The sequence below is a fragment of the Ferrovibrio sp. genome, assembly GCF_029255545.1.
In the GTDB taxonomy this organism is placed as follows: domain Bacteria; phylum Pseudomonadota; class Alphaproteobacteria; order Ferrovibrionales; family Ferrovibrionaceae; genus Ferrovibrio.
The window spans coordinates 1-15,918 of record NZ_JANLJJ010000063.1; the positions used below are offsets into that span (position 1 = coordinate 1).

Genomic DNA, 15,918 nt, shown 5'->3' on the forward strand with positions numbered 1-15,918 from the left:
AATCGTACCAATGTTGCAATGCGGTTTCGTACGCTCAAACTTTGCCTTGGCCATCGTTTTGTCCTGTTCCGACTAGCGTCCTGTTATCCGACTTCTCGTCGCCGGCTCCGGTCCCGAAGCCGTCGTTTTGGTTCACATCCGGCACCCGGTCCCGCGCCGCGCTTTTCAAAGCGCCGTATCGCGTCACCACATGCCGTGGGCAGGCCTCGCCTTTCAGCGTGCTCCGCCCGGCAAGCTGGAGCGGGTGAAGGGAATCGAACCCTCGCAACCAGCTTGGAAGGCTGGGGCTCTACCACTGAGCTACACCCGCCGCTTCGCGTCACACCCGAAGACTTTTCACCAACCCCTTGGCGCGCAAGCGCTTTTAGGGCTGGTGCGGAGATGGTGGAGGGGGCTGGATTCGAACCAGCGTAGGCGTGCGCCAACGGATTTACAGTCCGTCCCCTTTAGCCACTCGGGCACCCCTCCGACCGGCCCCCCGATTACCGAAGGGATATCCGTCCGTCAATGGATAAACGCGACAAAAGCACCATCATCGCCCCCTTCCCTCAAAACTTTAGAGTTCGAGCGGCAATGTTGTTGCTTCTACCGTGCGGCAGTATAAGACCCGCCATGTCCAGACGCAAGCCGGAAGCCCGGAACCCCAAACGCTCCGCCCCCAAGGGTGGAGCAGATCGCCGCGACAGCCGCAAGGAGGCTGGCAGCCGTAAGGAGGCCGGTCCCGAGGGGCGTGGCCGGGCCGACCAGCGGCCGGCAAAATTCGCCGGCAAACCGGGCGGCAAGGGCCCGAATCGGCCACCCATCCGCCCTGACGAGCCGCGCCGGGATGGCCCTCGCAAGGACGGTCCGCACAAGGACAGGCCACGTCGCGATGACCGGCCGCGCCGCGACGAGCGGCCGCAGGCCTTTGCCCGCCCGGAGCCACGGCCGGAGCCACGGCCGGAGCGCCCCATGGAAGGCGGCGGCCAGGGCCGTGAATTCCGTGGCCGCGCCTCTAGTCATGGTCATGGTCGCGACCTGCCGGCCTGGCTCTATGGCAGCCATGCCTGCCTGGCCGCCCTGCACAACCCGGAACGTTATCACCGCCGCCTGCTGGTGACCCGCGAGGCCCGCGATGCGCTGGGCGACGACCTGCCGGCCAACCCGCAGGCCGAGACCGTCGATCGCGCCCGGCTGGATGCCCTGCTGCCGCCCGGCGCCGTGCACCAGGGCATCGCCTTGCTGACCGATCCATTGGAAGATCCCGGCGTTGAATCGCTGAAAGAGCCGCTGGGCGAAGACCGCGAGGTCGTGCTGCTGCTCGATCACGTCACCGATCCACGCAACGTCGGCGCCATCCTGCGCTCGGCCGCCGCCTTCGGCGCCCGCGCCGTGATCGTCACCGACCGCCATGCCCCGGAAGCCACCGGCGCGCTGGCCAAGGCCGCCTCGGGCGGGCTGGAGGTCGTGCCGCTGATGCGCGTCACCAACCTGGCGCGCGCGCTCGACCTGCTGGCCGAATACGGCTTCTGGCGCGTCGGGCTGGAAATGGAAACGGAGAAATCGCTGGCGGACGCGGTGAGTGACATCCGCCGCGTGGCCCTGGTGCTCGGCGCCGAGGATGAAGGCCTGCGCCGGCTGACGCGCGAGAAATGCGATTTTCTCGCCAAGCTGCCGATGACCGGCGCGGTGGAAAGCCTGAACGTATCCGCGGCGGCGGCCGTGGCATTGTATGAATGCGCGCGCGGCTGACGCCGCGCGCGTCACGTCCGATTCAGGGAACGATTACGACGGCGAACCGTCGCCCATCTGCGACTGCAGGTAATTCTGCAGGCCGACCTTCTCGATCAGCTCGAGCTGGGTTTCCAGATGGTCGATATGCTCCTCGGTATCGTCGAGGATTTCGGTGAGGATGTCGCGGCTGACGTAATCCTGCGCATGCTCGCAATGGGCGATGGCGGCCACGACGTCGACACGGTTCTTGCGCTCCAGGTCGAGGTTGGCGCTCAGGCCTTCCGGCACGGTCTCACCGATCTTGAGCTTGCCAAGGTCCTGCAGGTTGGGCACGCCTTCGAGCAGCAGCACGCGCTCGATGATCTTGTCGGCGTGCTTCATCTCCTCGATGGATTCCTTGTACTCGTGGTGACCAAGGCGCTCGAAGCCCCAGCTCTTCCACATGCGCGCATGCAGGAAATACTGGTTGATGGCGGTGAGCTCGTTCTTCAGCACGCTGTTGAGGTGCTGAAGCACCTTCTTGTCGCCTTTCATGCCATGCCTCCTTGCTGCCGGTCAGCGCCTGACCCGATGCCGGAATCGATATCGACGCGCTAGGAGGAGGCTTACGCCGCGATTACCGCAGGCTCAAGTGAAATGCATGAAAGTACGAGTTAGTCGCAAAGAAAATCAGCAGCTTGTGCCCTGTTCCCGCGACTGAGTTTCAAGATCGGCGATTTTGCGCATCAGCCGCAGCTTGAACCCAAGCAGGACGGCATTGCCCAGGCAGGCCGCAATGATGAGGACGGTGCCGGTCACGCCGCGGTTTCAGCCTGGGCCGCGGCCCCGCAGGGCAGAGCATGGCATACGCCGCCGCCCGCATTTCCGGCGCGATGCTCATTCACCATGCCGCGCACATCGGGCACGCATTTGCCGCATTGCGGCCGGTCAGCGAGATGGCGATAGACCGCCGCCACCGAACGGCAGCCACCATCCAGCGCCTTGCGCACGTCGCCGTCGGTGAAGCCGTGGCAGAGACAGACATACATCGCCGCCCCCGCTTCAGTGAACCTGCAGCGACAGCGGCTGCGCCGTCGTCGTGCTGCTCACGCCGCGCTGACGCGCGCGATACGGCAGGTCATGCCCGCTGCCGCTCAGGCATTCGGCCAGGTCGTCCAGGGCCGCGATGAATTCCGCGACGCCCTCGCGACGCACCAGCCACTGCGCCATGGCGTCGGCGGCGTGCTGCGCCCCGCTCTGCAACGCGGCGACAATGGAAATCAGGCAGACTTCGTCGGCGCCGAGACAGCCGCAGCAGGGCTGATGGTAGATGATGGTGCGGCGGGCATGGCGGGTCAGGCCGGTCAGCGCCGCATCCAGCGCCTGCAAGGCCGGCCGCGCTTCCGAGCGGCGGAACTGGCGATCGAATTCGCGGGCCAGCAGCGACAGATGCTGTGGCCCAGAGACCCAGCGCCGGAAGGCCCAGACCACCAGGCGTTCGCCGTCACTGAGATCCTGCACATGGGTCGGCCACTGGCCGCCCATCCCGGCTGACTGGGTTACCTGCACTGTCACTGCGCTCTGCCCCGTCCTGACAATCAAAACTGCAACTCATTCGCAGAATCAGATGTAATCGAGTTGCGAGTGATTATCAAGTGCCGATTTGTCGCACCCGGAATATCCACCGACTGCTCCCTTGCCGCCGGCGGCAGGGTCACGTAAATAGCCGCAGGCTCAGACGCGTTGCCGGATTAGCTCAGCGGTAGAGCAGCGGTTTTGTAAACCGAAGGTCGGGGGTTCAATCCCCTCATCCGGCACCACTTTTCCCACCATGCCTGTGGCGGGCCGTCCAGCCCGGTCAGCTTTCCAATATGGGGCTGCCCATGATGAACCAGGCCCTGGCGATTTTCCCGCCGGCCACCTCGTAGATCCCGATCACGTCGATCGTCCCCTTCCCCTCCGGGAAATTGCGCGTCACCACCTCGCGGTCCACCACGCGGTTGCCGACCGACATGCGGCCGACCAGGCGGCCGAACAAGTCTGGCTCCTGGAACCGCACGATATGCCGCGCGCGAATCTCCGCCGCGCCGGACGCCAGTATTTTGTCGGGATGCTCGAAGACCTGGGCATCATCGGCCCAGAACGCCATGAAGGCATCGATGTCGCGGGCGTTATAGGCATCAAGCTGCCATTGCACGATGTCTTCGGCGGCCTGGGAGTCAAACTGGGAAGCGGTGTCCATATGCAATGCCTTCCGGATGCGGGGCGCGAACTATAGCCAGCCGCCGGGAAAGCAAAAACGCCGGAATTGTGCGGGTTCAATGCCGCCAGCGACGGCCATGCCGAAGCGGCCTCAGGCGGCGCCGGCCTCCCCGTCGTAAAGCTGCCGGATCACCGGCGCGCCATGCTCGAAAGCGGCCAGCACATCGGGATCGAAATGCGAGGGGCTGGTGCGGTCGTCGCCACGCAGGATCAGCGTCACCGCCTGCTCGTGGCTCAGGGCCCGCTTGTAGGGCCGCTCCGCGCGCAGCGCATCATAGACATCGGCCACCGCGATGATGCGAGCCGACAGCGGAATGGCCAGGCCGGCAGTGCCGCGCGGATAGCCGCTCCCATCAAAGCGTTCATGGTGAGACAGGGCGGCATTCGCGGCATCATCGAACCAGGGATGCCCCAGGCCGCGCAGCAGGTCATGGCCGCTCGAAGTATGCTCCATCACCTGGCGGTATTCTCCGGCCTCCAGCCGGCCGGGCTTGAACAGGATGCTATCAGGCAATGTGCTCTTGCCGATATCGTGCAGCATGGCACAGACGCCGACTTTCTCGACGTCTTCAGCATCAATGCCAAGCCGGACCGCCAGCATGCCGCAGACCGGCTTCATGCGGCAGCCATGGTCGAAGGTGTCTCCGTCCTTGGCATGCGCCATGCGGGCAAGGCCGGCAGCAACAGGAAAAATGTCCAGCGACCGGCTGGCGGCCATGGCAAAAAATACCTTTCTTGAATGGCCGGATTACCGACCGACGCTCCCGCATTCCAACCGAATGGGGGGAGTGGAAGCGTTTTCTTGTATCCAGAAATGCCTGGCAGGAATTGATCAGGATCAAAAATAGGCAGTCGAAACCATACAAGCGATATTGAATCGGATACCAGAAACAATCGTTATGCGTGCATGGCGATAAGGCCCTCAAGCAGCGGACTACTCGCCCAGCAGCAGGTCCTTGGCGCGATTGATCTGGGCCGCAAGGTATGTCGAGCCGCCCTGGTCGGGGTGGAATTTCTTCATCAGCCGGCGATGCGCGGCGCGAATGTCGGCCGGCGTAGCGCCGGGCTGCAGGCCAAGAATATCCAACGCCTGCTCACGGGTCAGCGCGCCGCCGCCATGACCGGCGCCATCGGCCGCCTCTCCCGGATCGCCACGCGCCGCCTTCTCGCGCCAATCCTCGCCGATGCTGCGATCCAGATAGGCCTCCAGCAGGGCGGCGCCCTGGTTGTCGGCAGCTCGACAGTCGCGCAGCAGCAGGATCAGATCCTCGAAGGACAGCGACGCCAGCATCCGCCCGGCGAACCGGCCCTGCAGCACCTCGCCATGCATGCGGCCCGTGGCATGATCAAGCTGCATGCGCAGCCAGGCGGTTTCGACCTGCGACTGCTGGCCACTGCCGGCCGCGTCGCCGCCGCCGGCCTGTTCGTAGCCGGTGCGGGCCTTGTGCCAGCCGGCGCCGGCATTGCGGCCGCTCCTGCCGCCGAACAGGGTCCCGAATGGCAGCATGCCGCGCGGCAGGTAGCCCAGCGCCGCCACGCCGGCGGCGCCGAGCATCATGGCAAGGTCGATCCGGCCACGCACAAGAAAGAACACGGCGAGCAGGCCACACAGGCCCGCGCCGGCATATTTGATGCCGCGCGCCAGCAATCTGGGATCGGCCTTGACGAAGGCGCTGGCCCCAAGCCAGAGCAGAATGACGCCAACAACGCCGATGGCGAACCAGGCAATCATGGGCTTACCGCATCTGCCCGATCAGCAGCCGCGCCGCCTCGCCGGACTGCCTGGCATAATCTTCCAGCGCCCTGATCCCGCCGGCGGCATAGACAGCCACTGCCGACAGCAGGTCGCGCAGCTTTGCCGCGCTGGAGCGGTCGAAGGCGCAATAGGCGCCGCGGGTGAGCCGGGCCATGTCGCGGAAGCAGGCCTGCGCCAGCGGTTCCTCGCCTTCCTGGAAGGCAAAGATCGGCACGCCGAGCAATCCGAGCTCGCCGGCCCGCATGGCAACCTCGTCGGCATCCTCTTCCATGCAGTCGCCGACATAGACCAGGGCATTGACCTTCTGCTCGCGCGCCTCAGCCAGGGTGTGACGCAGCACGCGCTCAATCTGGGTATAACCGCCGACACACTCGACCTGCCGCATCAGCCGCAGCAGCGTCCGGGTCTCGGATACCCAGCCCGATGCGCGGCATTCGCCCTGGCCGCGAAAAAAAACCAGCTGGATATCAAGACCGCCAAGACCCGCCGTGGCCTGGAACATATCGGCCTGAATCCCCTGGGCCTCGTCCCAGGTCGGACGGCGGCTGGCCGTGGCATCCATGGCAAAGACCAGCCGGCCACGCCCACCCTGCGGCACATCCACGCGCGGGCTGAGCGCCACCTGGCGCAGGAAGGCATCGACGTCCTGGCCGGAAGATTTGGCCGGTACGGCGCCGTTTCCTGGCGGTTTGCTGCCGGGTCGATCCATGGCTGGCCTTTCTGCAGTCACCACAGATATAGGCCGCCAAACGTCCCCATGCCAGTGGCCGGCAACAGCCGGCCGATCCGGCGCCTACTGCGTCGCCACCCCGAACAGCAGGTTGGGCAGCCACAGGGATATGCTCGGCACATAGGTGACGATGACCAGGAAGACCAGCAGGATGGAGAGCCACGGCATCGCCGCCCGCACCACCTGCAGGATCGGCATGCCGGTGATGCCCGAGGTGACGAACAGGTTCAGGCCGACCGGCGGGGTGATCATGCCGATCTCCATGTTGACCACCATGATGATGCCCAGATGCACCGGATCAATGCCGAGCTGGGTGGCGATCGGGAACAGGATCGGCGCCAGGATCAGGATGATCGCCGAGGGCTCCATGAAGTTGCCGGCGATCAGCAGCAGGATGTTGACCACGATCAGGAAGGCCCAGGGCGGCAGGCCCCAGTCGATGATGGTGGCGGTAATCGCCTGCGGAATCTGCTCGGTGGTCAGCACATGGGCGAACAGGAAGGCGTTGCAGATGATGAACATCAGCATCACCGTGGTCTTCGCCGCCTCCAGCACCACATGCGGCACCTGCGGCAGGGTCATATCCCTGTAGATGAACACGGCCACCACGAAGGCATAGACGGCCGCAACCGCGGCGGCCTCGGTCGGAGTGAAGATTCCGCCATAGATGCCGCCGAGGATGATGACGATCAGCAGCAGGCCCCAGATGGCTTCCCTGCCGGTGCTGAGGCGCTCGGCCCAGGAATGCCGCTCCTGGCGTGGCAGCTTCAGCATGCGGGCGGAAATATAAACCGCGACGATCAGCATCAGCCCGAGCAGGATGCCCGGGACGACGCCGGCCATGAACAGGCGGCCGACCGAGGTCTCGGTCGCCGCGCCATAGACCACCATCACGATCGAGGGTGGGATCAGGATGCCGAGCGTGCCGGCATTGCAGATCACGCCGGCGGCATATTCCTTGGTGTAGCCGGTGCGCACCATGCCGGCGATGACGATCGAGCCGACCGCCACCACGGTAGCCGGCGAGGACCCGGAAACCGCGGCAAACAGCATGCAGGCAATCACCGAGGCGATGGCCAGGCCGCCATAGGTGTGGCCGACGCAGCTGATGGCGAAATTGATCATGCGCCGGGCGACACCGCCGGTGGTCATGAAGGCGCCAGCCAGAATGAAGAACGGAATCGCCAGCAGGGTGTACAATTCCATCGTCGCAAAGAATTTCAGCGACAGCGAGGCCAGGGAATCTTGGGCGAACAGTAGGATGGTCAGCACGCTGGCCAGGCCGAGCGAGATGCTGATCGGCAGCCCCATCATCATCAGAAGGAACAGCACGACAAACAGGAAGAGTGTATTCATCGGGCGGCTCCGTCAGAACCTGAGCTCGATCCGGTAAGATTCGCCCGCAACACCTCGGCCGCCTCGTCGCCGAGATTGAAGCCGCCCAGCCGCCCGGTCAGGATACGCCAGGTCATCTGCACAAGACGGAAACCGAGCAGGCCGAAGCCGATCGGCACGATCGAAACCAGCAGCCAGCGCGGCAGCGGGATATCCTCTGCCTCGACCCCCAGCATCAGCATGGTGTCGAAATACTGGTAGCCGCCGATGAACAGGATCGCCGCGTAGGCCAGGCACAGCAAGGCCGCAACCAGGCCGACCGCCCGCTGGCCGGGACGCGGCAGCAGCTTGACCAAGGCGTCGACGCCGATATGGAAACCGACCTTGATGCCATAGGAGATGCCGATCATCACCAGCCACCCAAACATATAGGTGGTGGCTTCCAGCGCCCATCCCCAGCCGGAATTGAACACGTAACGCAGCACCACCTGAGTGAAGGTGAGCAACGTCATGGCGACGAGGAGGAGGATCATCAGACCCTCCTCCAGCCGGTTCATGATCTTTTCGATCATAAGGTCGCGCCCCCCTCGCGACGATACGCGACGCTCAGCTGGCCTTGTTGGAGGCCAGCGCGGCGTCGATCAGGTCCTGCCCCACATCGGGCGCGAACTGCTTGTAGACCGGGGCCATCGCCTTGCGCCACTGCGCCTGCTGGTCCTTGGTCAGGGTGATGATCTGGGTCTTGCCCGAATCCATGATCTTCTTCTTGTCGGCTTCGTTGATGTCGAGGGCGAGCTTGTTGGAAAACGCGGTCGCCTCGGCCATCGACTTCTCGAGCACGCTGCGGATATCAGCCGGCAGGCCCTTCCAGAACTTGGTGTTGGTCACCACCATGTAGTCGATCACGCCGTGATTGGTCTCGGTGATGTACTTCTGGGCCTCGTGGAATTTCTGCGAATAGATGTTCGACCAGGTGTTCTCCTGGCCATCCACGGTGCCGGTCTGCAGCGCCTGATAGACCTCGGCGAAGGCCATTTTCTGCGGGTTGGCAGACAGCGCCTTGAACTGCGCCTCCAGCACGTCGGACGGCTGGATGCGGAACTTCAGGCCCTTGGCATCCTCCGGCACGCGCATCGCCTTGTTGGCGGACAGCTGCTTCATGCCGTTATGCCAGTAGCCAAGGCCGGTATAGCCTTTGCTCTCCATCGAAGTCAGCAGCCCCTGGCCGATCTTGCCCTTCTGGAACCGGTCGATCGCATGGATATCGTCGAACAGGAAGGGCAGGTCGAAGACCTGCAGCTTCTTCGTGAATTTGGCGAACTTGGACAGCGACGGGGCAATGAACTGCACGTCGCCGAGCAGCAGGGCCTCCATCTCCTTGGCGTCGCCGAAGAGCTGGGAGTTGGGGTAAACCTCAACTACAACCTTGCCGGGCAGCCGCTCTTCAACCAGGCGCTTGAATTCGAGCGCGCCCTTGCCCTTCGGGGTCGCATCGGCCACCACGTGGCTGAACTTGATCTTGATCGGCTCGGCCGTGGCAGTCCCGGCAAGGCCAAACACCGCCGCCAGCACGGTCATGCCTGTGAGAAGATTCCGCATGCGTTTCCTCCTTGTATCCGCCGGATTTACCGGATGATCTTTGTTGATTTTGCGCTCCCGAGACGTCCGCACAGGCGGGCGTCTTGGCTGGAGCATAATCAGATCGCCCTCCGGCAACAACCCTGCAGCAATAGGCAATTAATAGGCAATTGCCGCCCTCGCCGGCAGGGCCGGAACGGCCCATGCTGCAACTGCACAGGCAGATCAGTAGCCCTTCCATTTTTGCCAGCACAACAAAAAACGCCGCCGGCTTATACCGGCGGCGTCTCGGCCCGGATATGACAAGCCTTTACTCTTCTTCTTGGAACGCTTCCTCGCGTTTCTTGCGAATGGCCGGCGAGAACACCACGATCAACGCCAACACGGCCAGCGCCAGCATCACTGCACTGATCGGCCGTTCGACGAAGACCATGGCGTTGCCGCGCGACAGAACCATGGCCCGGCGCAGGTATTCTTCCATCATCGGACCAAGGATGAATCCGAGCAGCAGCGGGGCCGGCTCACAATCCAACTTCGAGCAGACGTAACCCAGGATGCCGAACAGAGCCATCAGATAGACGTCGAAATTCGAGTTGTTCAGGCTGAACACGCCGATCGAGCAAAAGACCAGGATCGCCGGATACAGCAGATGATACGGCACGGTAAGCATCCGCACCCACAACCCGATCATCGGCAGATTCAGCACGACCAGGAAGAAGTTGCCAACCCACATCGAGACGATGATGCCCCAGAACAAAGCTGGCTGCTCGGTCATGACCTGCGGACCGGGCTGAATACCCTGGATGATCAGCGCGCCGATCATCAGCGCCATGACCGGGTTGGACGGAATGCCCAGAGTAAGCATCGGGATGAACGAGGTCTGCGCACCGGCATTGTTGGCCGATTCCGGCGCAGCAACGCCCTCGATGGCGCCCTTGCCGAATTTCTTGCCGTTCTTGGAAATCTTCTTTTCCAGCGAATAGGCGGCAAATGACGACAGCATGGCGCCGCCGCCCGGCAGGATGCCAAGCGCCGAGCCCAGCGCGGTGCCGCGCAGCACCGGCGCCGTGATCTGCTTGATGTCTTTCCAGGTCGGTAGCAAGCCGCTGATCTTGCGGGTAAAGACATCGCGCGTCTCGGTATGTTCGAGGTTACGGATGATTTCGCCCAGACCGAACATGCCCATGGCAACAATCACGAAATTGATGCCATCGGCCAGTTCAGGCAGGTCAAACGTGAAGCGCGGCGTGCCGGACGTGACATCCGTGCCGACCAGGCCGAGCAGCAGGCCAAGCAGGATCATAGCGATCGCCTTGATCAGCGAGCCATGCGCCAGCACGACTGAAGCGACAAGGCCCAGCACCATCAGCGAGAAATATTCGGCTGGGCCGAATTTCAGCGCGATCTCGGCCAGCGGCGGGGCGAACAGCGCCAGCAGCAGGGTTGCCACCGTGCCGGCAAAGAACGAACCGAGCGCCGCAGTCGACAGCGCCAGGCCCGCCTTGCCCTGACGCGCCATCTGATACCCGTCCAGCGCGGTCACCACCGATGAGGATTCACCGGGCAGGTTGATCAGGATCGCCGTGGTCGAACCACCATACTGGGCGCCATAATAGATGCCGGCCAGCATGATCAGCGCCGAGACCGGTGGCAAACCGAAGGTGATCGGCAGCAGCATGGCGATGGTCGCCGTCGGCCCCAGGCCGGGCAGCACGCCGATCAATGTACCGACGAACACGCCACCCAGGCAGTAAAGCAGGTTAAGCGGCGTGAAGGCCGCCTCGATACCGATCGCGAGATTGGCAAGAAGTTCCATGACTGACGATGTCCTCTCAGCGACCGAACCAGGGGCCAATGACGGGCATCGGCAAGCCCAAGGCGTAAACGAAAACAATGACGCAGAACGCCGTCAGGCCAATTGCAATGATCGCGGTGATCTTCCATTTGAACAGATGGCTGGCAAAGGCGGAGATGCAGACCAGAACCGGCGTGGCTACCACAAGGCCCGCACCGCGCACCAGAGCGCCAAACAACAGGGTCGACACAATCACCAGCAGCAGGCCGCGCCAGGTGAACCCACGCGGCGGATCTTCCGTCACCAGCAGACCGCGCACCGCCACGACCAGACCGATCAGAACCAAGATAATGGCCAGAACCACCGGGAAGAAGGCGGGCCCCATGCGCCGAGGCGAACCGAAAGTGTAATCTTGAGCGATGTAAATGAAGGCCGCGCCGAAGGCGATGAACATCAGCCCGGACAGAAAGTCCTTCGGGTTACGGATGATGGGAGCTGCCATGAAAATCCCCGTTCACTTTTTGCCTGACTGCCGATACAAGCAGCGCCCGGCCTTGGCAAGGCCGAGCGCTGCGCAACGCATGCTACTACAACGCGATGATCAGTCGGCGTATTCGCCAGCCGCCTTGATCACCGGCGCCCATTTAACGATTTCCGCCTTCAGGTGGGTGCCCAATGCTTCGGGCGTTGCGCGGTTGGCCGCTACCGGCTCGGTACCCAGCTCGGCGAAACGCTGTACGACGGTAGGGTCCTTCAAGGCCGCCTGCAAGGCTGCGGCCAGCTTATCGACCACCGGCTTGGGCGTGCCCTTCGGGGCATACAGTCCGTGCCAGATGGCAACCTCGAAGCCCTTGATGCCGGCCTCGTCCATGGTCGGCAGATCGGGCAGCGACGGCACCCGGGTCTTGGTGGTGACCGCGTAGGCTTTGATCTTGCCGCCCTTGATCTGGCCGGTGGTGTTGGTGGTCTGATCGCACATCAGGTCGATCTGGCCGCCCAGCAGGTCGTTCATCGCCGGGCCGGTGCCCTTGTAGGCCACCGTGGTCATCTGCGTCTTGATCGCGCTCATGAACATCAGGCCGCAGAGATGCGAGGCCGCGCCGATGCCGGCATTGCCATACGACACCTTGTCCTTGTTCTGCTGCACGTAGGCGATCAGTTCCTTGAAATCCTTCGGCGGCAGATCCTTCTTCGCCACCATGGTCATCGGCACGTCCGTGACCAGACCGACCGGCGCAAAGTCGTTGAGGGCGTCATATGGCAGCTTGCGATACAGCGTGGCGCTGGTGGCCTGGCCGATATGGTGCAACAGCAGAGTGTAACCATCATTCGTCGCACGTGCGACGCGGCCCGCGCCCAGTGTGCCGCCGGCGCCGCCGACATTCTCGATGATCACCTGTTGTTTCAAAGCATTGCCCATTGACTGACCGATCAGACGCGCCACGGTATCGGTCGGACCGCCCGCAGCGAACGGCACAACGATGGTGACGGGCTTGTTCGGAAAGTCCTGCGCCTGAACGGCGACGCCGGTGAGCAGCATCAAGCCACCGGCCATCAGTGACAACGTCTTTATCATCATGTTTCTCCCTGTGAAATGACGCCTTCTAAGGGTGATGTATTAAGCATAGGAGCGCTGCGTTCTGCCAGCAAAACGTAAGGTAAAATCATTCTTTGACGCACTGCAGCATGATGAAAAAACCATCAATCCGCGGTGATCAGGTTCAGCCCCAATAACAGATTACGCACTTCCTGGCGGGCCGCGGCCTGCGCCATGCTCAGCCCTCCTGCCCCGCCCGACAATCCGGTACGGTCAAGGTCCATCAGGGTCAGGCCAGATAAAAACAGCTCACGGAAAATCACACGTTCCGACAATCCCGGCAGGAAGCGGAAGCCGATGCGTTTCTGCAGGGCCTCCAGCACCTGGGCGACATTGCGCTTGTTGCGCGCATCCAGATGCGACAGCCGGTTGCGGATCACCACCCAGTCCACATTCTGGCGGTCGCGCGCGAAACGCTGCTTGCGTTGCTCCCACACCATTACGGCATAGCGGCTGGGTTTGAGCACCTTCAGGGTGTCGGGGTCGACACTGGCGAGCAAATCCACATCAATGAAGCTGTCATTCACCGGCGTGACCAGCAGGTCGGCATAGGAATGGCCCACGCGTGACAGATTCGTGTCGCTGCCCGGGCAGTCGACCAGGATGAAATCATGCCGCTGCGACAGACCGGCGATGGCCGCGGCCAGGCGCGTCGCCTCGTCAGCTTCGGCCTCGGGCTTCAGCGGGTTGTCGCTTTCGCCCACCACCACATGCTCAGGCATGGCCAGATTCAGGCCATGACGGGCGATGAAGGCCGCGCGGTTTTCCAGATAACGGCTCAGCGTGCGCTGCTTGGCATCCAGATCGATGGCCGCAATGCGCCCGCCCTCAAGCAGCAGGGCGATCAGGATATGCATCGCCGTGGTGGATTTGCCCGAGCCACCTTTTTCATTACCAACGACGATGATGCGCGCCCGCGCCTGAGCGTCCATGATACCCCCGGAATCAGATGACGCTTGGTATTACAGCAGGCCGAGGTCGCGCAACTGCGCCGCCAGCTCCGGCGGCATTTCGGCCGCACCTTTGCCCAGATCGGCCAAGTCGGCCGGCGCATCCTCGGCCTCCAGATAGCGCCAGCCCTGATGTGGCCGGCGCGGCTGTGGCACCACCGGGATCAGCTCGGTCTTCATCACGATGCCGCAATGCGGGCCCTTATTTTCCAGCACGGCTTCTTCCAGTCGCACGATCGGGCAGCGCACCGCGATATAGCCTTTCACGATCCAGTAGAGTGAACCGCCGGCCAGAACTTCGTCAGCCCGCTTGGGCATGTGCCGGGTGTAATGCGTGAAAGTCCTGCCCTGCCTCCGGCGGATCTTGATGCGCTCGCGGAAATGCTCGACGCTTTCGATCCCAACGGCAATCTTCAGCAGATGGACGGGCACAGGCTGCTCACAGGCTGTTGCTTAAAGGCATTTCGACTTCAGCGCACGGGCCACGCGCGACACCGGCGGCCGACCGAGCCGGTCGGAAATCCACCAGGCGGTCTGCACCAGTTTCTTCAGGTCGACGCCGGTTTCGATGCCCAGGCCATCCAGCATGTAGACCAGATCCTCGGTCGCCACATTACCGGTGGCGCCGGGCGCATAGGGGCACCCGCCCAGGCCCGCCACCGAGGCATCATGTCGCGCCACGCCGCATTCCAGCGCCGCCAGCGTGTTGGCCAGCGCCTGACCATAGGTGTCGTGGAAATGGCCGCCCAGAGTGTCGAGCGGCACCTGCGCGGCGCAGGCTTCGATCATCGCCTTCACCTTGCCCGGCGTGCCGACGCCGATGGTGTCGCCCAGGCCGATATCGTCGCACCCGAGATCGTACATCATCTTCACGACCTTCGCAGTCTGCTGCGGCGCGATGGCGCCCTCAAAGGGGCAGCCGACCACCACCGAGACAAAGCCGCGCACCTTTACGCCGTCGCGTTTGGCGGCTTCCACCACCGGCCGGAAACGCTCGATGCTCTCCGCAATGCTGCAATTGATATTCTTCTGCGAAAAGCTTTCGCTGGCAGCGGCGAAGATGCCCACCGCCTCGGCGCCGGCGGCGCGCGCGCCCGCGTAACCCTTCATGTTGGGCGTCAGCACCTGATAGGTCACCCCGGGCCGACGTTTCAGCTGGGCCATCACCTCGTTATGGTCGCCCATCTGCGGCACCCATTTGGGCGAGACGAAGCTGGTCGCCTCGACATGGCGCAAGCCGCAATCGACCAGGCGATCGATCAGCTCGACCTTCACCTCGGTTGGCACCACACCGGGCTCGTTCTGCAAACCATCGCGCGGCCCGGCTTCCCACAGAATGATCCGCGGCGGCATCGCCATGGCTCAGTCCTCCGTTTCCAGATTGAGCAACACGGCCCCTTCGGCGACCTGATCACCGGCCTGGAATGGCAGCTTGGCGACCATGCCGCGCGCCGGCGCGCTGATCGTGTGCTCCATCTTCATAGCTTCCAGGATCAGCAACGGCTGGCCCTTCTCGACCTTGGCGCCTTCGGCAACCAGCACCTGCACGATCTTGCCCGGCATCGGCGCGGTCAGTTGGCCACCACCGCCTTCTTCGGCATCGCCGGCCGCGCGCGGATCGACGATGGTCAGGCGATGGCTTTCGCCAGGCAGCAGCACAACGACCTCGTCATTCTGCCGCACGATACCGGCGCGCAGGCGACGTCCTTCAATCACGGCGTCCAGGCCGCCATCGCCATCAAGGCTGCCCTGCACCACCAGACTACTTTCCGGCCCATGCACACGCAGATCGCCAGCGGGCAGATATTCGATGCGGCAGGCGATGTCGGTATCGCGGTCGCGCACCACCAGCTCGTCCCAGCCCTGGTCATTCATGCGCCAGCCATTGACGGCAGCCCAGGGCGACCACGGATCGCCGCTCTGCGCGCTCCGGCGTGCCACCGCCTCGCGGCGCTCCAGCGTCACAGCCAGGGCAACCAGCGCCAGGATCATGGTGGAGGCCGGCTGCGGCGTGGGGATCAGGTCGGCGCGGAACCGTTCGATGAATCCGGTGTCCAGGTCACCGGACATGAAGGCCGGATGGCCGGCCAGGGCGATCAGGAAGGCGGTGTTGGTGGAGACGCCGGCCACCTGGTATTCCGCCAGCGCCTGGCGCATGCGCCGCAAAGCCGACAGACGGTCGCGGTCCCATACGATCAGCTTGGCGATCATCGGATCATAATA

General features: G+C 63.5%; 19 protein-coding genes and 3 tRNA genes. 2 read left to right on the forward strand and 20 right to left on the reverse strand.

Annotated elements, in window-relative coordinates:
- Nucleotides 1-236 precede the first annotated feature (236 nt).
- Nucleotides 237-310: transfer RNA gene (locus Q1J79_RS12445), tRNA-Gly, on the reverse strand.
- A gap of 72 nt (nucleotides 311-382) precedes the next feature.
- Nucleotides 383-468 (reverse strand) — tRNA-Tyr (locus Q1J79_RS12450).
- 144 nt (nucleotides 469-612) lie between these two features.
- Here Q1J79_RS12450 and rlmB point away from each other — a divergent pair.
- Complete coding sequence (rlmB, locus tag Q1J79_RS12455) at nucleotides 613-1,731, forward strand: 23S rRNA (guanosine(2251)-2'-O)-methyltransferase RlmB (RefSeq protein ID WP_300300804.1); 1,119 nt, start codon at nucleotides 613-615, stop codon at nucleotides 1,729-1,731.
- A 33-nt stretch (nucleotides 1,732-1,764) separates the two neighbouring features.
- Here rlmB and bfr read toward each other — a convergent pair whose 3' ends face one another.
- The 4 genes from bfr to Q1J79_RS12475 all read right to left on the reverse strand — a co-directional run bounded on the left by bfr (nucleotide 1,765) and on the right by Q1J79_RS12475 (nucleotide 3,267).
- Nucleotides 1,765-2,247 carry a bacterioferritin gene (gene bfr / locus Q1J79_RS12460; RefSeq protein ID WP_300300806.1) on the reverse strand — a complete coding sequence of 161 codons (483 nt, stop codon included), beginning with the start codon at nucleotides 2,245-2,247 and terminating at the stop codon, nucleotides 1,765-1,767.
- A 135-nt stretch (nucleotides 2,248-2,382) separates the two neighbouring features.
- The gene (locus tag Q1J79_RS12465; RefSeq protein ID WP_300300808.1) at nucleotides 2,383-2,511 is read right to left on the reverse strand and encodes a hypothetical protein; all 129 of its coding nucleotides are present in this window, start codon (nucleotides 2,509-2,511) and stop codon (nucleotides 2,383-2,385) included.
- Entirely contained in the window at nucleotides 2,508-2,741 is a 234-nt protein-coding gene (locus Q1J79_RS12470) for a (2Fe-2S)-binding protein (RefSeq protein WP_300300810.1), read from the reverse strand. Before Q1J79_RS12470 ends, Q1J79_RS12465 begins: the two co-directional genes overlap by 4 nt.
- A gap of 13 nt (nucleotides 2,742-2,754) precedes the next feature.
- Nucleotides 2,755-3,267 carry a hypothetical protein gene (locus tag Q1J79_RS12475; protein ID WP_300300812.1) on the reverse strand — a complete coding sequence of 171 codons (513 nt, stop codon included), beginning with the start codon at nucleotides 3,265-3,267 and terminating at the stop codon, nucleotides 2,755-2,757.
- Nucleotides 3,268-3,437: 170 nt separating this feature from the next.
- Between Q1J79_RS12475 and Q1J79_RS12480 the strand changes: the two genes are divergently transcribed.
- Nucleotides 3,438-3,512 (forward strand) — tRNA-Thr (locus tag Q1J79_RS12480).
- Nucleotides 3,513-3,550: 38 nt separating this feature from the next.
- On the opposite strand, the gene Q1J79_RS12485 is transcribed toward Q1J79_RS12480, so the two are convergent.
- From Q1J79_RS12485 to Q1J79_RS12550, 14 genes are all read right to left on the reverse strand, one after another.
- Nucleotides 3,551-3,934, reverse strand: coding sequence for a nuclear transport factor 2 family protein (locus Q1J79_RS12485; RefSeq protein WP_300300814.1), 384 nt, complete (start codon nucleotides 3,932-3,934; stop codon nucleotides 3,551-3,553).
- A gap of 111 nt (nucleotides 3,935-4,045) precedes the next feature.
- Nucleotides 4,046-4,672 carry an HD domain-containing phosphohydrolase gene (locus Q1J79_RS12490; protein WP_300300816.1) on the reverse strand — a complete coding sequence of 209 codons (627 nt, stop codon included), beginning with the start codon at nucleotides 4,670-4,672 and terminating at the stop codon, nucleotides 4,046-4,048.
- Between the two features lie 216 nt (nucleotides 4,673-4,888).
- Nucleotides 4,889-5,686: a DnaJ domain-containing protein gene (locus tag Q1J79_RS12495; protein WP_300300818.1), complete on the reverse strand. Its 798-nt coding sequence runs from the start codon at nucleotides 5,684-5,686 to the stop codon at nucleotides 4,889-4,891.
- A gap of 4 nt (nucleotides 5,687-5,690) precedes the next feature.
- The gene (locus Q1J79_RS12500; protein ID WP_300300820.1) at nucleotides 5,691-6,419 is read right to left on the reverse strand and encodes a VWA domain-containing protein; all 729 of its coding nucleotides are present in this window, start codon (nucleotides 6,417-6,419) and stop codon (nucleotides 5,691-5,693) included.
- A gap of 84 nt (nucleotides 6,420-6,503) precedes the next feature.
- Nucleotides 6,504-7,796 (reverse strand): TRAP transporter large permease, encoded by a 1,293-nt coding sequence (locus Q1J79_RS12505; RefSeq protein ID WP_300300822.1) that lies wholly within the window; start codon nucleotides 7,794-7,796, stop codon nucleotides 6,504-6,506.
- Nucleotides 7,793-8,308, reverse strand: coding sequence for a TRAP transporter small permease (locus Q1J79_RS12510; protein WP_300300824.1), 516 nt, complete (start codon nucleotides 8,306-8,308; stop codon nucleotides 7,793-7,795). Before Q1J79_RS12510 ends, Q1J79_RS12505 begins: the two co-directional genes overlap by 4 nt.
- A 73-nt stretch (nucleotides 8,309-8,381) precedes the next feature.
- On the reverse strand, nucleotides 8,382-9,374 hold the full coding sequence (locus Q1J79_RS12515; protein WP_300300826.1) for a TRAP transporter substrate-binding protein: 993 nt from the start codon (nucleotides 9,372-9,374) through the stop codon (nucleotides 8,382-8,384).
- Nucleotides 9,375-9,663: 289 nt separating this feature from the next.
- Entirely contained in the window at nucleotides 9,664-11,169 is a 1,506-nt protein-coding gene (locus Q1J79_RS12520; RefSeq protein ID WP_300300828.1) for a tripartite tricarboxylate transporter permease, read from the reverse strand.
- Nucleotides 11,170-11,185: 16 nt separating this feature from the next.
- A complete protein-coding gene (locus Q1J79_RS12525; RefSeq protein WP_300300831.1) occupies nucleotides 11,186-11,650 on the reverse strand; it encodes a tripartite tricarboxylate transporter TctB family protein in 465 nt (154 codons plus the stop codon).
- A 99-nt stretch (nucleotides 11,651-11,749) separates the two neighbouring features.
- Nucleotides 11,750-12,727, reverse strand: a complete 978-nt coding sequence (locus Q1J79_RS12530) for a tripartite tricarboxylate transporter substrate binding protein BugD (RefSeq protein WP_300300833.1) — start codon at nucleotides 12,725-12,727, stop codon at nucleotides 11,750-11,752.
- 122 nt (nucleotides 12,728-12,849) lie between these two features.
- Nucleotides 12,850-13,677 carry a division plane positioning ATPase MipZ gene (locus Q1J79_RS12535; protein ID WP_300300835.1) on the reverse strand — a complete coding sequence of 276 codons (828 nt, stop codon included), beginning with the start codon at nucleotides 13,675-13,677 and terminating at the stop codon, nucleotides 12,850-12,852.
- A 30-nt stretch (nucleotides 13,678-13,707) separates the two neighbouring features.
- On the reverse strand, nucleotides 13,708-14,127 hold the full coding sequence (locus Q1J79_RS12540) for a DUF1489 domain-containing protein (protein ID WP_300300837.1): 420 nt from the start codon (nucleotides 14,125-14,127) through the stop codon (nucleotides 13,708-13,710).
- Nucleotides 14,128-14,148: 21 nt separating this feature from the next.
- Complete coding sequence (locus Q1J79_RS12545) at nucleotides 14,149-15,054, reverse strand: hydroxymethylglutaryl-CoA lyase (RefSeq protein WP_300300839.1); 906 nt, start codon at nucleotides 15,052-15,054, stop codon at nucleotides 14,149-14,151.
- Between the two features lie 3 nt (nucleotides 15,055-15,057).
- A partial coding sequence (locus Q1J79_RS12550; protein WP_300300841.1) for a biotin/lipoyl-containing protein occupies nucleotides 15,058-15,918 on the reverse strand: 861 nt, incomplete at its 5' end.

Coding starts and splice junctions, on each gene's coding strand:
- rlmB (WP_300300804.1), top strand. CDS start 613: ATGTCCAGACGCAAGCCGGAAGCCCGGAACCCCAAACGCTCCGCCCCC.
- bfr (WP_300300806.1), bottom strand. CDS start 2,247: ATGAAAGGCGACAAGAAGGTGCTTCAGCACCTCAACAGCGTGCTGAAG.
- Q1J79_RS12470 (WP_300300810.1), bottom strand. CDS start 2,741: ATGTATGTCTGTCTCTGCCACGGCTTCACCGACGGCGACGTGCGCAAG.
- Q1J79_RS12485 (WP_300300814.1), bottom strand. CDS start 3,934: ATGGACACCGCTTCCCAGTTTGACTCCCAGGCCGCCGAAGACATCGTG.
- Q1J79_RS12490 (WP_300300816.1), bottom strand. CDS start 4,672: ATGGCCGCCAGCCGGTCGCTGGACATTTTTCCTGTTGCTGCCGGCCTT.
- Q1J79_RS12495 (WP_300300818.1), bottom strand. CDS start 5,686: ATGATTGCCTGGTTCGCCATCGGCGTTGTTGGCGTCATTCTGCTCTGG.
- Q1J79_RS12500 (WP_300300820.1), bottom strand. CDS start 6,419: ATGGATCGACCCGGCAGCAAACCGCCAGGAAACGGCGCCGTACCGGCC.
- Q1J79_RS12505 (WP_300300822.1), bottom strand. CDS start 7,796: ATGAATACACTCTTCCTGTTTGTCGTGCTGTTCCTTCTGATGATGATG.
- Q1J79_RS12510 (WP_300300824.1), bottom strand. CDS start 8,308: ATGATCCTCCTCCTCGTCGCCATGACGTTGCTCACCTTCACTCAGGTG.
- Q1J79_RS12515 (WP_300300826.1), bottom strand. CDS start 9,374: ATGCGGAATCTTCTCACAGGCATGACCGTGCTGGCGGCGGTGTTTGGC.
- Q1J79_RS12520 (WP_300300828.1), bottom strand. CDS start 11,169: ATGGAACTTCTTGCCAATCTCGCGATCGGTATCGAGGCGGCCTTCACG.
- Q1J79_RS12525 (WP_300300831.1), bottom strand. CDS start 11,650: ATGGCAGCTCCCATCATCCGTAACCCGAAGGACTTTCTGTCCGGGCTG.
- Q1J79_RS12530 (WP_300300833.1), bottom strand. CDS start 12,727: ATGATGATAAAGACGTTGTCACTGATGGCCGGTGGCTTGATGCTGCTC.
- Q1J79_RS12535 (WP_300300835.1), bottom strand. CDS start 13,677: ATGGACGCTCAGGCGCGGGCGCGCATCATCGTCGTTGGTAATGAAAAA.
- Q1J79_RS12545 (WP_300300839.1), bottom strand. CDS start 15,054: ATGGCGATGCCGCCGCGGATCATTCTGTGGGAAGCCGGGCCGCGCGAT.